We start from the raw sequence: 14,040 nt of genomic DNA, 5'->3' as shown, positions 1-14,040 counted from the left end.
CTGCAGTCTCGTGGGCTCGGAGATGTTTATAAGAGACAGGCCTCTGGCCGATGCGGGCCGGTTCGGGCATGGTGCGCGCGCTCGCCCATGAGGCAGGAGAGGCCATGGCACCGCACGGGAAGTTTTACTGGAACGAGCTGATGACCGACGACGTGGACAAGGCCAAGGCCTTCTACGGCGCGGTCTTCGGCTGGACGTTCGCCGAAATGCCCATGGAAGGCGACCGCCTGTACTACGTCGCCATGATCGGCGAGGAGCCGGTGGCGGGCCTCATGGACAAGACCGACATCGTGCCCTCCCACGTGCCGCCCCACTGGTTCAGCTATGTCAGCGTTGATGACGTGGATGCCCGCGTCGCGCTTCTGGAGGCCAGGGGCGGGCAGGTGGTCCGCGCGCCGTTCGACATCGAGGGTGTGGGCCGCATCGCCATCGTCGCCGACGCGACCGGCGCGCCGCTGGGCCTCATGACCGCCTTCGAGGACTGAGCCCGAAGCCGCCTCAGTCCATCACGTCCGCCGTCCGGATGCGCCGTACGCCCGCGGCGGCCATGTCGGCATGGGCCTTGGCCAGAGAGCCGTCCACGTCCAGCGCCCGGCAGGCATCCTCCAGCACATAGGTGGTGAAGCCGTGCCGGGCGGCGTCCACCGCCGACCACGACACGCAGAAGTCCGTCGCCAACCCTATGAGATACACCGTATCTATGTGTCGATCCCGGAGGTATCCGGAGAGCCCGGTGGGGGTGGTGCGGTCCGCCTCGTAGAAGGTGGAGTAGCTGTCGATGGCGCGGTGGTGCCCCTTGCGGATGATGAGCTGGGCATGGGGGATGTCCAGCACGGCGGACAGGCGGGCGCCGTCGGTGTCCTGCACGCAGTGATCCGGCCACAGGATCTGCCGGCCGTAGGGCAGGTCGATCTCGTCGAACGGCGCCCGTCCGGCATGGCTGGAGGCGAAGGACACGTGGTCCGCCGGATGCCAGTCCTGGGTGAGCACCACGTTGCGGAAGCCTTGCGCCACGGCGTTGGCCAGCGGCACCACCTCGTGCCCGCCGGGCACCGCCAGGCGGCCGCCGGGCAGGAAGTCCACCTGCAGATCGACCGCCACCAGCACGGCCCGGGCGCGGGGATCGGCGGCAGAAGCGGTGGCGGGCATGCGGACCGTCCTTCGCGATAAGCCCGGCACAGGCGCGCCGGGCGCCTCGCGGGGACGTGAAAAAGGACCGCGGTGCGCGCCGGCATGCCTTGCGGCGCCAAAACACCCCCCCTATATCCGCCTCGATCGTCGTTGTCGCGACGAACCCCAATTTTAAGTTCAGGGGGCCGGCGGATCGGCAGCGGGAGGGGCCTGCTACCATCCCCCGCGGGTGCCGAAAGGGCCCGGTCGGCCTGCCGGCAAGGAGAAAACCATATGGCCAAGATCATCGGTATCGACCTCGGCACCACCAATTCCTGCGTTGCGGTGATGGAGGGGTCTGCCCCGAAAGTCATCGAGAATGCCGAAGGCGCGCGCACCACGCCTTCCATCGTCGCCTTCACGGAGGACGGCGAGCGTCTCGTCGGCCAGCCTGCCAAGCGGCAGAGCGTCACCAATCCCGAGCGCACCTTCTTCGCGGTGAAGCGCCTCATGGGCCGTCGCTACGACGATCCCACCGTCGAGAAGGACAAGAAGCTCGTCCCCTATTCCATCGTGCGCGCCGACAATGGCGATGCCTGGGTGGAAGCGGACGGCAAGAAGTATTCCCCCTCGCAGATCTCCGCCTTCATCCTGCAGAAGATGAAGGAGACGGCCGAATCGTTCCTGGGCGAGAAGGTGGAGAAGGCGGTCATCACCGTCCCCGCTTATTTCAACGACGCCCAGCGCCAGGCCACCAAGGACGCCGGCAAGATCGCTGGCCTCGAGGTGCTGCGCATCATCAACGAGCCCACCGCGGCGGCGCTCGCCTACGGCCTCGACAAGAAGTCGGCCGGCACCATCGCGGTCTATGACCTCGGCGGCGGCACCTTCGACGTGTCGGTGCTGGAGATCGGCGACGGCGTGTTCGAGGTGAAGTCCACCAACGGCGACACCTTCCTCGGCGGCGAAGACTTCGACATGCGGCTCGTCAGCTACCTGGCGGACGAGTTCAAGAAGGAGCAGGGCATCGACCTGCGCAACGACAAGCTCGCTCTGCAGCGCCTCAAGGAGGCCGCCGAGAAGGCGAAGATCGAGCTGTCGTCCGCGACCCAGACCGAGATCAACCTGCCCTTCATCACCGCCGACGCCACCGGTCCCAAGCACCTCACCATGAAGCTCACCCGCGCCAAGTTCGAGGCGCTGGTGGACGACCTGATCCAGCGGACCGTCGAGCCCTGCAAGCTCGCGCTGAAGGATGCCGGCCTCACCGCCGGGCAGATCGACGAGGTGGTTCTCGTCGGCGGCATGACCCGCATGCCCAAGGTGCAGGAAGTGGTGAAGCAGTTCTTCGGCAAGGAGCCCCACAAGGGCGTCAACCCGGACGAGGTGGTCGCCATCGGCGCCGCCATCCAGGCGGGCGTGCTCCAGGGCGACGTCAAGGACGTGCTTCTCCTCGACGTGACCCCGCTGTCGCTGGGCATCGAGACCCTGGGCGGCGTGTTCACCCGCCTCATCGACCGCAACACCACCATCCCGACCAAGAAGAGCCAGACCTTCTCCACGGCCGAGGACGGGCAGACCGCGGTGACCATCCGGGTGTTCCAGGGTGAGCGCGAGATGGCGGCCGACAACAAGATGCTCGGCCAGTTCGACCTCATGGGCATCCCGCCCGCGCCCCGCGGCGTGCCGCAGGTGGAGGTGACCTTCGACATCGACGCCAACGGCATCGTGCAGGTCTCCGCCAAGGACAAGGGCACGGGCAAGGAACAGCAGATCCGCATCCAGGCCTCCGGCGGCCTGAATGACGCCGACATCGAGAAGATGGTGAAGGACGCCGAGGCCCATGCGGCCGAGGACAAGAAGCGCCGGGCCCTGGTGGAAGCCAGGAACCACGCGGAAGCTCTCGTCCACTCCACCGAGAAGGCGGTCGCCGAGCATGGCGACAAGGTCGGCGCGGCGGAGAAGGGGGCCATCGAGGCGGCCCTGGCGGACCTCAAGTCCACGCTGGAAGGCGAGGACGTGGAGGCCATCACCGCCAAGACCAACGCCCTGGCCCAGGCCTCCCTCAAGCTCGGTGAGGCCATGTACGCGGCCCAGCAGCCGGGCGCCGAGGGCGCCTCCAAGCCTGCCGACGACGTGGTGGACGCCGAGTTCACCGAGGTCGACGACGACAAGAAGAAGTCGGCCTGATATCGGCCTTGGCTGATGGCCCGTGCCGGTTTGAGATCGAAGGTCCCCGGGGGAACCCGGGGATACTTTCGTTTTCGAGCGGCAACCCTGTTCTCCGGCATAGCCATCCTCGTGGCTGTTGTCGGGGGAACGGTTGCGGCGACGGGCGCGGAGCGGCACGACATAGCGCCCGCTTATTTTTACCAGCGCGCGCTTTCGGCGGAGTTGGTGATCAAGGATGCTATGGCGAGCGGCAAGACCCAGCGCGTTCTCACCGTCTACAATTCGCTGTTCGACGAGTATGACGTGCTCGCGCGCGGCGGGGTCGGTGGCCTCACCGGCCCTTGTTACGACACGATGAAGACGTTGGTCCTCGTTGCCCTTCAGACCTTCAGCTACATGGACGGCCAGTCTGCAGGGGCGAAGGGTGCAGCATCGGTTCAGGATGCGGTCGATAAATATCGCGGCAAAAAGGCTCTGTGCGAGAAAGAGCCGGGCATCGGAACGCAGGTGCCGATGCCTCGAATTGAGTGAGGTCTTTTGAGGCGATGGCCAAGCGCGACTATTACGACATCCTCGGCTGCGACCGCGGCGCCGACGAGACGGTGCTGAAGGCCACCTACCGCAAGCTCGCCATGAAGTGGCATCCGGACCGCAACCACGGCAATCCGGAAGCCGAGGTGATGTTCAAGGAGGTCAACGAGGCCTACGAGGTCCTGAAGGATCCCCAGAAGCGCGCGGCCTACGACCGCTTCGGCCATGCCGCCTTCGAGAATGGCGGCGGGGGCGGCCCCGGCTTCGGCAACGATTTCGCCTCCTCCTTCGCCGACATCTTCGACGATTTGTTCGGCGGCGCCATGAATCGCGGCCGCGGCGGCGGCCAGCAGCGCGGGCGCGGGGCGGACCTGCGCTACAACATGGACATCACGCTGGAGGAGGCCTTCTCCGGCAAGACCGCGCAGATCAAGATCCCCACCTCCGTCTCCTGCGAGGAGTGCTCGGGCACCGGTGCCAAGGCCGGCACCCAGCCCAAGCCCTGCCGTATGTGCAACGGCGCGGGCAAGATCCGCCATGCCCAGGGCTTCTTCACGCTGGAGCGGACCTGCCCATCCTGCCAGGGACGCGGCAGCGTCATCGAGGACCCCTGCGGCGCCTGCGGAGGCGCCGGCCGGGTGACGCGCGAGCGCACCCTCTCGGTGCAGATTCCCGCCGGCGTCGAGGACGGCACCCGCATCCGCCTCGGCGGCGAGGGCGAGGCCGGGATGCGCGGCGGGGCCGCGGGCGACCTCTACATCTTCCTGTCCATTGAGCCCCATGCCTTCTTTCAGCGCGAGGGGGCGGATCTCTATTGCCGCGTGCCCATCTCCATGGTCACGGCGGCGCTCGGCGGCACAGTGGAGGTGCCCACCATCGACGGCGACAAGAGCAAGGTGAAGATCCCCGAGGGGACCCAGTCGCAGAAGCGCTTCCGCCTGTCCGGCAAGGGCATGCCCATCATGCGCACCCGCAACCATGGCGACATGTATGTGCAGGTGGTGGTGGAGACCCCGCAGAAGCTCACCAAGCGGCAGAAGGAACTGCTCGCCGAGTTCGACAAGGAATGCTCCGGCGAGACCCATCCCGAATCCACCGGCTTCTTCGCCAGGGTGAAGGAATTCTTCCAGGGCGCCGCCGGCGAGGGGGCCTGAGGGGCCGCCCTGCCGGCGCATCCTTCGGCCGGGACGAGACGGCAACTGCGGCATTTCAACTGCCCGCCGGCGCCTTCGAGGTCCTCGATCGCGCCGGCCGACTGAGGCCGGGACAGGATCCGGGCGGGCTGGCGCCGATCGTCCCGATCCTGCTGCACGGGACGCTCAGCCTGAATTCGGACCCCTGCCTTTCTTTCGCCACCTGAGGGGGACCTTCTCGCCACCGCTCTCGACAGCCCCTCAACGGGGGCTGGCGCCGGGCCGAAAGAGCCGGGGCGGTAAATCCGTCATCGAGCCGTGATTTGAGAACGTGTTGTTCGATCAGCTGGTGATCGGTGCTGGTCGCCGGGCCTCCCTGCCGGGCGGCACGAACCTTGACCCCGTCTGCTTTCCCGTCTAAGCGCCTGATATCCGATCCTCTCGGGCGCCCGAGGTGCCGTTGATGCTTCAGTCCCACGACCAGCGCAGGCCGCTCCACAAGCCCTCGCTTCCGAAGCCGAATCTCAAGGATGAGGTCCGCTTTCTGCAGTCGTGGTTCCAGAATCCGCTCAAGACCGGTGCGGTGGCGCCGTCGAGCCCGGCTCTGGCCAAGATGATGGCGAGCTACCTCGATCCGAAGCAGGATGGCCCGGTCATCGAGCTCGGCCCGGGCACCGGCCCGGTCACCAAGGCCCTGCTCCAGCGCGGCTTCGCGCCGGAGCGCCTGTTCCTGATCGAGTACAATCCCGAATTCTGCGCCCTGCTGCGCCTGCGCTATCCCGGCGTCACGGTGATCAACGGCGACGCCTATACCCTCGCCAAGACGCTGACGGGCCGGCTGCCCGGCAAGGCGGTGGGCACCATCTCCTCGCTGCCGCTCTTCACCATGCCGGAGAGCGAGCGGCACCGCATGGTGAACGAGGCGTTCGACATGTCGCACCCCGGCTCGCCGTTCGTGCAGTTCACCTATGCGGTGGTCTCGCCGGTGCCGCTGGTGCCGGGCGCCATCGAGGGCGAGCGTTCGCCGCGGGTGTGGAGAAATATTCCCCCGGCCCGGGTCTGGGCCTATCGCCGGCCCTGAGCCTTCCTTGTCCCGCCGGCGCCGCCCGGCGCCCGGCTTGCCACAGCGCCGGGGCCGCAAGTGACGGATTTCCTTTACCTAACCCATCCCCAGGTCCAGGTGGACCGGGCCATCCCGGTGCCCCAATGGGGCCTGTCGGAGGTGGGCCGGGCGCGCACGCGCGCCTTTGCCGCACGCGCGGATCTTTCCCCCTATCGCCGCATCGTCTCCTCCACCGAGGTGAAGGCCATGCAGACCGCCGCGCTCCTCGCCGAAGCCCTCGGTCTCCCGGTCGAGGTGGCGGAGGGGATGGAGGAAAATGACCGCTCTGCAACAGGTTACCTGCCGGAAGCGCACTTCCAGCAGATGGCGGATGCCTTCTTCGCCCGCCCGCAGGAGAGCGTCGCGGGCTGGGAGCGGGCGCAGGACGCGCAGGCCCGAATCGTCGCCGCAATCGCCCGAACCCTTGCCGAAGTTCACGACCATCGGCAGCTTCCAGTTCTGTTTGTGGGCCATGGCGGGGTTGGCACCTTGCTTCTGTGCCATCTGGCGGGCTACCCCATCTCCCGCATCCACGACCAGCCGCCGGTGGGTGGCGGATGCTGGTTCCGCGCCGGCGCGGGACAGCGCCCCGACCGCTGGCGCACGATGGAGGAGGGCGCGGGCCAGGCCGCCGCCCGGGAGGAGGGCGCCGCGCAGGCCGGCGCCGGGGCAGAGAGCACAGCGCCAGCCGGCGCGCGGGAGAAGGGCGCATCGCTCGCATGCGCACCGGAGGAGGGCGCATGAGCCTTGTCGATGCGAAGGTCCGCGACCGCATGATCGTGGCGCTCGACTATCCCAACGTGGGCGCGGCCGAGGCCCTCGTCTGGCAGCTCGGCGACATCGTGTCCTTCTACAAGATCGGCCTCGAGCTCTCCATCGCGGGGGGGCTGGACCTCGCCGCCGACCTCATCGGCGCCGGCAAGAAGGTGTTCCTCGACCTCAAGCTTCACGACATCGGCAACACGGTGGAGCGGGCGGCCGCGGCCGCGGCGGAGCGGGGGGTGCACATCCTCACCGTCCATGCCTATCCCCAGACCATGGCGGCGGCGGCGCGGGGGGCGAAGGGCAGCCCGCTCGAGGTGCTGGGGGTGACGGTGCTCACTTCCTACGACGACTCGGACCTCGCCACGGCGGGCTATCGCATGGGTGTCACCGACACCGTCCGCATGCGCGCCGGACAGGCGCGGGAGGCGGGGATCGCCGGGGTGATCTGTGCGCCCACCGACGCGGCCATGGTGCGCGCCATCCTCGGGCCGGACGGCCGGGTGGTGACGCCGGGCGTGCGGCCCAAGGGCGCCGACGTGGGCGACCAGAAGCGCATCGCCACCCCGGCCGAGGCCATTGCCGCCGGCGCCGACCGCATCGTGGTGGGCCGGCCGGTGACAGCGGCCGAGGACCCGGTGGCGGCCGCCGAGGCCATCCTCGCGGAACTGGCGGGCGCCTGAAGGCCGGGCACGGGGCAACAGGAGGCGGGGCGATGGCGAAGGGCTACTGGTTCCTCAATCTCGACGTGGTCAATCCGGTGGACTACATCACCTACCGGGAGGCCAACGCCCGCTTCGCGGCGGAGCATGGCCTGCGCTTCATCGTGCGCGGCGGCGATTTCGAGCATCTGGAAGGCATCAAGCGCCATCGCAATGTGCTGGTGGAGCTGCCCTCCTTCGATCTGGCGGTGTCCACCTACGAGGCTCCCGAATACCAGCCGGTGAAGGCCCTGCGGCGGGCCACCGCCATTGCCGACCTCGCGGCGGTGGAGGGCTATGGGGGCCCCCAGCCGTCGCCGGCGCCGCCGCCCGAGGGCACGCCGGACAAGCCCCGCGGCTACTGGATGGCCAAGGTCGATATCACCGATCCCGAGCGCTACAAGGATTACATCGCCGCCAATGCGGAGCCGTTCGCCGAGCATGGCGCGTGGTTCCTGGTGCGCGGCGGCCGGCACCATCTGCTCGATGGCCGCGGGCGCTCGCGCTATGTGGTGATCGCCTTCCGCGACATGGAGACGGCGCGGGCCTGCTATTTCTCGCCCGGCTACCAGCGGGCGCTGGCCATCCGCCAGTCGGCGTCGGTGGCGGACCTCCTCCTCATCTCCGGCTATACCGGGCGCGAGTCGCCGCCGGCTTGACGGCCTGCGATCCACCGAACCAGCCCATCCCCCGCGAAACGCCCGGAACGCTCCGCCCGGCCAAGCGAAGGACCAAGACCGTGTCTCACCTGCGCATCGTCATCTCCGGCGCCGGCGGCCGCATGGGCCGCGCCCTCATCCGGGCCATCTCGGAAACCGAGGACCTCGCGCTCGTGGGCGCGCTGGAATATTCCGGCTCGTCCCATCTCGGCGAGGATGCCGGGATCATGAGCGGCCTGAGGGCCAACGGCGTGACCGTGGAGAGCGACGTGGCGCCCACCCTCAACGGCGCCGACGTGGTGGTGGATTTCTCCAGCCCTTCCGCCTCGGTGCGGCTCGCCGAGCGTCTCGCGGAGGCGGGCATCGCCCATGTCATCGGCACCACCGGCTTCTCCAACGAGGACAATGCGGCCATCGCCGCCGCCGCCCGGCGCACGCCCATCGTCAAGTCGGGCAACATGAGCCTCGGGGTCAACCTGCTCGCCGCCCTGACCCGCCGCGTGGCGGCGACGCTGGACGAGAGCTTCGACATCGAGATCGTGGAGATGCACCACAACAGGAAGGTGGATGCGCCCTCCGGCACCGCGCTGCTTTTGGGTGAGGCCGCAGCACGGGGCCGCGGGCGCCATCTCGACGAATGCTCCGAGCGCGGGCGCGACGGCGTCACCGGCGCGCGCAAGCCCGGCGCCATCGGCTTTGCCAGCCTGCGCGGCGGCTCGGTGGTGGGCGAGCACGTGGTGATCTTCGCCGGCCAGGCCGAGCGGATCGAGCTGGTGCACAAGGCCGAGGACCGCATGATCTTCGCCCGGGGGGCGCTGGCCGCGGCGCGCTGGGTGAAGGGCCGCGAGCCGGGCCTGTATTCCATGGCCGACGTGCTCGGCCTTTCCGATTTCTGACTGCCGGTTTCTGACTGCCGGTTTTTCTGCCGCCGATTTTCCTGCCGCTGTTTTTCGAGCCGGGAGCCACGCCCGGAGACCACCCAGGAGCTTTCCATGTCCGACCGCATCCTCGTCCTCGTCCGTCACGGGCAGAGCGAGTGGAACCTGAAGAACCTGTTCACCGGGTGGCGCGACCCGGACCTCACCGAGCAGGGCGTCTCCGAGGCCAGGCGCGCCGGCGCGCTGCTGAAGGCGGAGGGGCTCACCTTCGACGTGGCCTTCACCTCGGACCTCACCCGCGCCCAGCGCACGCTCTCCCTCATCCTCGGCGAGATGGGCCAGGAGGGGGTGCCCACCACGAAGAACGTGGCGCTGAACGAGCGCGACTACGGCGATCTCGCCGGCCTCAACAAGGACGACGCTCGCGCCAAGTGGGGCGAGGAGCAGGTGCACATCTGGCGCCGCTCCTACGACATCTCCCCGCCCGGCGGCGAGAGCCTGCGCGACACCGTGGCCCGCACGCTGCCCTATTACGTGCAGGAGATCCTGCCCGAGGTGCTGCGCGGCAAGAAGGTGCTGGTGGCCGCCCATGGCAACTCGCTGCGCGCGCTCATCATGACGCTGGAGAAGCTCTCCCCCGAGGGCATCGTGAAGCGCGAGCTGAACACCGGCGCGCCCATCATCTACACGCTGGCGGCGGATTCCACGGTGGCGGAGAAGCGCGACCTGATGGAGTGAGGTGGCTCGTGCCGGCCTCGCCCAACCGTGCGGGGCCGGTACGATGTGTTGTTCTCGGGCACTGCCGCGCGCGACGCAGCTGGAATGCGTTGGATGGCGTCTTGCCGAGTTGGCGTCGACGCGCAGCCCGGTGAAATCATTGGTTCCCGGTCTCGGATTGGAATTGGCTTGCCTCGTTCCTCAGGGCTTGCTCCAAGGCCTCGACGCCGCCTTTGGTTTCATCCACGGCGCCGATCTTGTCGAAGAGAACGTTGGCGATATTGTCCCCTTCGATGGCCAGATAGTTCCATCGGCGCTTCAAAAGCTCTTCCTCTTTGAAGAGCTTCATCTGGTCGCCGACATTCGGTGCGCCGTGGTTGAAGTCCATGACATATCTGGAGCAGTTTTGTAGGACGATGTAGGAAAAGCTGCCATCTTCGTTGAGATAAAAGTCGTTCAATACGCCCTTGTACATTAGGACGCAATTGTTGCCCTCCGTCTTTGTCATTACATAAGCGGTGACGACGCCGCCGCGCTTGTTCAGAAGCTCGTTCGTCCAGGGATAGCGGGAAAGGGACCCGAGACACCCGGACCTAACCAGCCATGCGCCGGCCCACCCGAGCAGAAGTGCCGCGATTGATATTATAATCGAATACAAGGCGACAAAGACGATCAGGCTTTCGATCTCGTTCGAAGCTTTGTGGGGGTCTTCGTAAGCGTGGAGCCCAGACTGCAAAAGCTCGGCAAAGGTACTTCGCAGGCATGTGAAATAAAGCAAAAGGTGGATCGTCATCGAGATGAGCAGCGCCAGGGCGATTTCGCCCAGCACGCCGGTTCGCACGATCTCTCTTGGAAATTTGTCCTTACGGGCAAATCCTACAAGGAATGCTGCGCCGGGAAGTAGCAGCGCTACGATGGTGATGGTCGCCCAGGCGATCGACACGGCGCCCAGCCGTCAGGCGACCTTTTGCGCGTGAGAACGGTCGCGATGTCGCAGGACGTATCCCACGACCTTCTCCAGGTCGGCCGGCTTGTCCGGCGCGGTCGTGCAGATGCGAATCGCGTCCTGGACCAACTCAATGTCACCGCGGGCGAGCACGAGGAGTTTCTCAAAAATTTCCTTTTGCTTCGGCGTGGTTACAACCATCTGTGCCTCCAGCCGTCCGCCGACCAGTTTGGCAGCATCGCACCACCGTGTTCGTTCGGCAACCCTTCCCCCTCACCCCCGCGCCGTGGCGGTCGCCCGGCGGGGGGCTTCCTCGTCTTCCGCCGGGCCCTCGAACACGCTGACCAGCGCCCGCCGGATGGCGGACTGCCGCGCCGCCCCGGTGATCTTCGCGCCCATGAGGTCGGTGACGTAGAACACGTCCACCGCCCGCTCGCCGAAGGTCGCCACATGGGCCGAGGCGATGTTGAGGTTCAGCCGCGACAAGGTGTTGGTCAGCGCAAACAGGAGGCCGGGCCGGTCGAGGCCCGACACCTCCACCACCGTGTGGCGGTTGGACCAGGAATTGTTCACCGTCACCTCGGGCTCCACCGTGAAGGTGCGGCGGCCCTTGGGGATCTTGCGGGCCATCACCTCCGGCAGGCGCACCTCGCCGGTGAGGGCCTGCTCCACCGCCTCCTGGATGCGGCCGGCGCGGCGCAATTCGTCCTCGTCGCGGTCGAAGGCGCGGCGCAGGGCGATGGTGTCCAGCGCGAGGCCGTCGGTGGTGGTGGAGATGTGGGCGTCCACGATGTTCGCCCCCGCCGCCGCGCACGCCCCGGCGATGATGGACAGCAGCTTGGGATGGTCCGGCGCCACCACGGTGAGGGTGGTGATGCCGCGCCCGGCCTCCAGCGTCGCATGGGTGGCGATGGAGCGGCCGGCGGTCTCCGCCTCGTCGATGAAGCGGGCGTGGCGCAGCTTGGTGTCGAGGTCCACCCGCAGCCAGTAGGGCGGATAGTGCCGCGCCACATAGGCGGCCACCTTGTCGTCCGACCAGTCGGCGAGCTGGGCGCGGAACTGGGCCTGGGCGGCGGCGACGCGCTTGCCCCGGTCCACTTCCGAGAAGCCGCCGGTGAGCACCGGCTCGGTCTCGTAATAGAGCGTCTTCAGGAGCTGGGCTTTCCAGCCGTTCCAGGTGCCCGGCCCCACCGCCTTGATGTCGGCGGTGGTGAGGATGGTGAGCAGCTTCATGCGCTCGAGATTCTGCACCACCGAGGCGAAGTTCTCGATGGTCTTGCGGTCGGAGAGGTCGCGGGACTGGGCCACCTGCGACATGACGAGGTGCTGCTCCACCAGCCACACCACCGTCTCCGTCTCCACCGGCGTGAGGCCGAGGCGCGGGCAGATGCGCCTTGCGATGCGCGCGCCGGCCACCGAGTGGTCCTCGGGCCGGCCCTTGGCGATGTCGTGCAGCAGCAGCGCCACATAGAGCAGGTTGCGGTTCTTCAGCGTGCCCATGAGGTCGTTGGCGAGCCCGTTTTCGGGGTTCACCTTGCGCTCGATCTCCGACAAGACGCCGATGCAGCGCAGCAGGTGCTCGTCCACCGTGTAGTGGTGGTACATGTTGAACTGCATCATGGCCACGATCTTGCCGAACTCCGGCAGGAAGCGGCCCAGCACGCCCACCTCGTTCATGCGCCGCAGCACCGTCTCGGGCGCATTCCTGGAGGTGACGATCTCCAGGAACAGCCGGTTCGCCTCCGGATTCTCGCGCAGCTCGGCGTCGATGAGCGCCAGCGAGCGGGTGGCGAGCTGCATGGCGTCGGGATGGAGCGCGAGGTTGCGCTTGTCCGCCACGTGGAAGATGCGGATGAGGTTGACCGGATCGCGCCTGAAGGCCTGATCGTCGATGACGTTCAGGCGGTCATGGTCGAGGATGAAATCCGGCGTCTCCTTCAGGGTGATGCGGCGGGAGCCGGCGCGGAACCGCTCCACCATGCCCTTCAGGCCCGGCACCGGCTTGTCGTGGCGGGCCTCCAGCGCGGCGGAGAGGATGGCGGTGAGGTCGCCTACGTCCTTCGCCACGAGGAAATAGTGCTTCATGAAGCGTTCCACGTCGCGCTGGCCGGGATGCTCGGTATAACCGAGGCGCTGGGCCATCTCCCGCTGCACGTCGAAGGAGAGGCGGTCCTCGGCGCGGCCGGTGAGGAAGTGGAGGTGGCAGCGCACCGACCACAGGAAATCCTCGCAGCGGGTGAACAGGCGCGCCTCTTCGCGGGTGAACACGCCCTTCTGCACCAGCTCGCCGGCGGTCTGCACCCGGTAGACGTATTTGGCGATCCAGAACAGGGTGTGCAGGTCCCTGAGGCCGCCCTTGCTCTCCTTCACGTTGGGCTCGACCAGGTAGCGCGACTGGCCGGAGCGGCGCAGCCGCTCCTCCCGCTCGGCCATCTTGGCGGCCACGAACTCGGCGCCCGTGCCCTCCACCACCTCCTTGTCGAAGCGCTTCTCCAGGTCCTCGAACAGGCTCTTGTCGCCGACGATGAAGCGCGCCTCCAGGATGGAGGTGCGGATGGTGAAGTCGGCCCGCGCCTGCCTGAGGCACTCTTCCACCGAGCGGGTGGCGTGGCCCACCTTCAGGCCCAGGTCCCACAGCATGTAGAGCATGGCCTCGGCCACGCTTTCCCCCCACGCCGTCTGCTTGTAGGGCAAAAGGAACAGGATGTCGGTGTCCGAGCCCGGCGCCATCATGCCCCGGCCGTAGCCGCCCACGGCCGCCACCGCCATGCGCTCGGACCGCGAGGGATTGTCGGCCGGGTAGAGGAAGCTGGTGGCCACCTCGTGGGCGCAGGCGATCACGCTGTCCTGGAGGGTGGAGAGCCGCATGGAGCAGCAGCGCCCGCAGCCGTCCTCCTTGAGCAGGCGCTCGGCCTCGGCGCGGCCCTGCTGGAGCGCCTTCTTCAGGCGGGCGACCACCGCGTTCCTGAGGTCGAGGTCGCGGCCCTTGTGGGCGGCTGCGATCTCGCGCACCTCCACCCTTAGCTTGGTGCCTACGAACGGTTCGCCGATGACGCGGTTGGCTTTTGAAGAGCGGACGGTGGGCATGCTCGGCGATCTGAAAGGCAGCGGGAAGCAGCTTATACCTTTAGCGCAATCGCATGCCGGCCGCGAGGGGGCCGGTCGCGTCTCGGTTTGGAACGGCGCACCGCGCGCCGGCGGCGAGGGGGAGCCCCCTCCCTGCCCTCCCCCGCAGGCGGGGGAGGGTTCCGCGTTGCGATGAGGGAATATCGGGAGGGCCGCAGGCGCACCGCCCGCTCCCTCTCCCGCCTGCGGGGGAGGGCTGGGGA

At 67.7% G+C, this 14,040-nt stretch carries 13 protein-coding genes and 1 pseudogene; 10 read left to right on the top strand and 4 right to left on the bottom strand.

The genetic code is table 11. The features are described 5' to 3' along the window. Positions 1-104: 104 nt before the first annotated feature. Entirely contained in the window at positions 105-485 is a 381-nt protein-coding gene (locus K9U40_RS18915; RefSeq protein ID WP_282891690.1) for a VOC family protein, read from the top strand. A 13-nt stretch (positions 486-498) separates the two neighbouring features. On the opposite strand, the gene pncA is transcribed toward K9U40_RS18915, so the two are convergent. Further along, the gene (pncA, locus tag K9U40_RS18910) at positions 499-1,149 is read right to left on the bottom strand and encodes a bifunctional nicotinamidase/pyrazinamidase (RefSeq protein ID WP_282891689.1); all 651 of its coding nucleotides are present in this window, start codon (positions 1,147-1,149) and stop codon (positions 499-501) included. A gap of 255 nt (positions 1,150-1,404) precedes the next feature. Here pncA and dnaK point away from each other — a divergent pair, with 255 nt between their 5' ends. The 9 genes and pseudogenes from dnaK (at position 1,405) to K9U40_RS18865 (ending at position 9,786) form a co-directional block, all read left to right on the top strand. Beyond that, entirely contained in the window at positions 1,405-3,300 is a 1,896-nt protein-coding gene (dnaK, locus tag K9U40_RS18905; RefSeq protein WP_282891688.1) for a molecular chaperone DnaK, read from the top strand. A 15-nt stretch (positions 3,301-3,315) separates the two neighbouring features. Next, positions 3,316-3,813, top strand: a complete 498-nt coding sequence (locus K9U40_RS18900; protein ID WP_282891687.1) for a hypothetical protein — start codon at positions 3,316-3,318, stop codon at positions 3,811-3,813. A 14-nt stretch (positions 3,814-3,827) separates the two neighbouring features. After that, entirely contained in the window at positions 3,828-4,967 is a 1,140-nt protein-coding gene (gene dnaJ / locus K9U40_RS18895; RefSeq protein ID WP_282891686.1) for a molecular chaperone DnaJ, read from the top strand. 442 nt (positions 4,968-5,409) lie between these two features. Continuing rightward, complete coding sequence (locus K9U40_RS18890; protein WP_282891685.1) at positions 5,410-6,027, top strand: class I SAM-dependent methyltransferase; 618 nt, start codon at positions 5,410-5,412, stop codon at positions 6,025-6,027. 60 nt (positions 6,028-6,087) lie between these two features. After that, positions 6,088-6,672 (top strand): annotated as a pseudogene (locus K9U40_RS18885) (histidine phosphatase family protein); the annotation flags it as partial. 116 nt (positions 6,673-6,788) lie between these two features. Continuing rightward, positions 6,789-7,493 carry an orotidine-5'-phosphate decarboxylase gene (gene pyrF, locus K9U40_RS18880; RefSeq protein WP_282891683.1) on the top strand — a complete coding sequence of 235 codons (705 nt, stop codon included), beginning with the start codon at positions 6,789-6,791 and terminating at the stop codon, positions 7,491-7,493. Positions 7,494-7,525: 32 nt separating this feature from the next. Continuing rightward, a complete protein-coding gene (locus K9U40_RS18875) occupies positions 7,526-8,170 on the top strand; it encodes a DUF1330 domain-containing protein (RefSeq protein ID WP_282891682.1) in 645 nt (214 codons plus the stop codon). A gap of 80 nt (positions 8,171-8,250) precedes the next feature. After that, positions 8,251-9,066 (top strand): 4-hydroxy-tetrahydrodipicolinate reductase, encoded by an 816-nt coding sequence (gene dapB, locus K9U40_RS18870; protein WP_282891681.1) that lies wholly within the window; start codon positions 8,251-8,253, stop codon positions 9,064-9,066. A gap of 96 nt (positions 9,067-9,162) precedes the next feature. Continuing rightward, positions 9,163-9,786, top strand: a complete 624-nt coding sequence (locus K9U40_RS18865) for a 2,3-bisphosphoglycerate-dependent phosphoglycerate mutase (RefSeq protein ID WP_282891680.1) — start codon at positions 9,163-9,165, stop codon at positions 9,784-9,786. Positions 9,787-9,922: 136 nt separating this feature from the next. Here the strand turns inward: K9U40_RS18865 and K9U40_RS18860 are convergent, their stop codons facing one another. From K9U40_RS18860 to K9U40_RS18850, 3 genes are all read right to left on the bottom strand, one after another. Beyond that, positions 9,923-10,708, bottom strand: a complete 786-nt coding sequence (locus K9U40_RS18860; RefSeq protein WP_282891679.1) for a hypothetical protein — start codon at positions 10,706-10,708, stop codon at positions 9,923-9,925. A 12-nt stretch (positions 10,709-10,720) separates the two neighbouring features. Then, on the bottom strand, positions 10,721-10,912 hold the full coding sequence (locus K9U40_RS18855) for a hypothetical protein (protein ID WP_282891678.1): 192 nt from the start codon (positions 10,910-10,912) through the stop codon (positions 10,721-10,723). A 72-nt stretch (positions 10,913-10,984) separates the two neighbouring features. Further along, a complete protein-coding gene (locus K9U40_RS18850; protein WP_282891677.1) occupies positions 10,985-13,798 on the bottom strand; it encodes a [protein-PII] uridylyltransferase in 2,814 nt (937 codons plus the stop codon). Positions 13,799-14,040: the final 242 nt, after the last annotated feature.

Origin of the sequence: Xanthobacter autotrophicus (assembly GCF_030015065.1) — a bacterium.
In the GTDB taxonomy this organism is placed as follows: domain Bacteria; phylum Pseudomonadota; class Alphaproteobacteria; order Rhizobiales; family Xanthobacteraceae; genus Xanthobacter; species Xanthobacter autotrophicus_D.
Note: the sequence above shows the minus strand (reverse complement) of the source record. Positions and strands in the feature narration are given on the sequence as shown.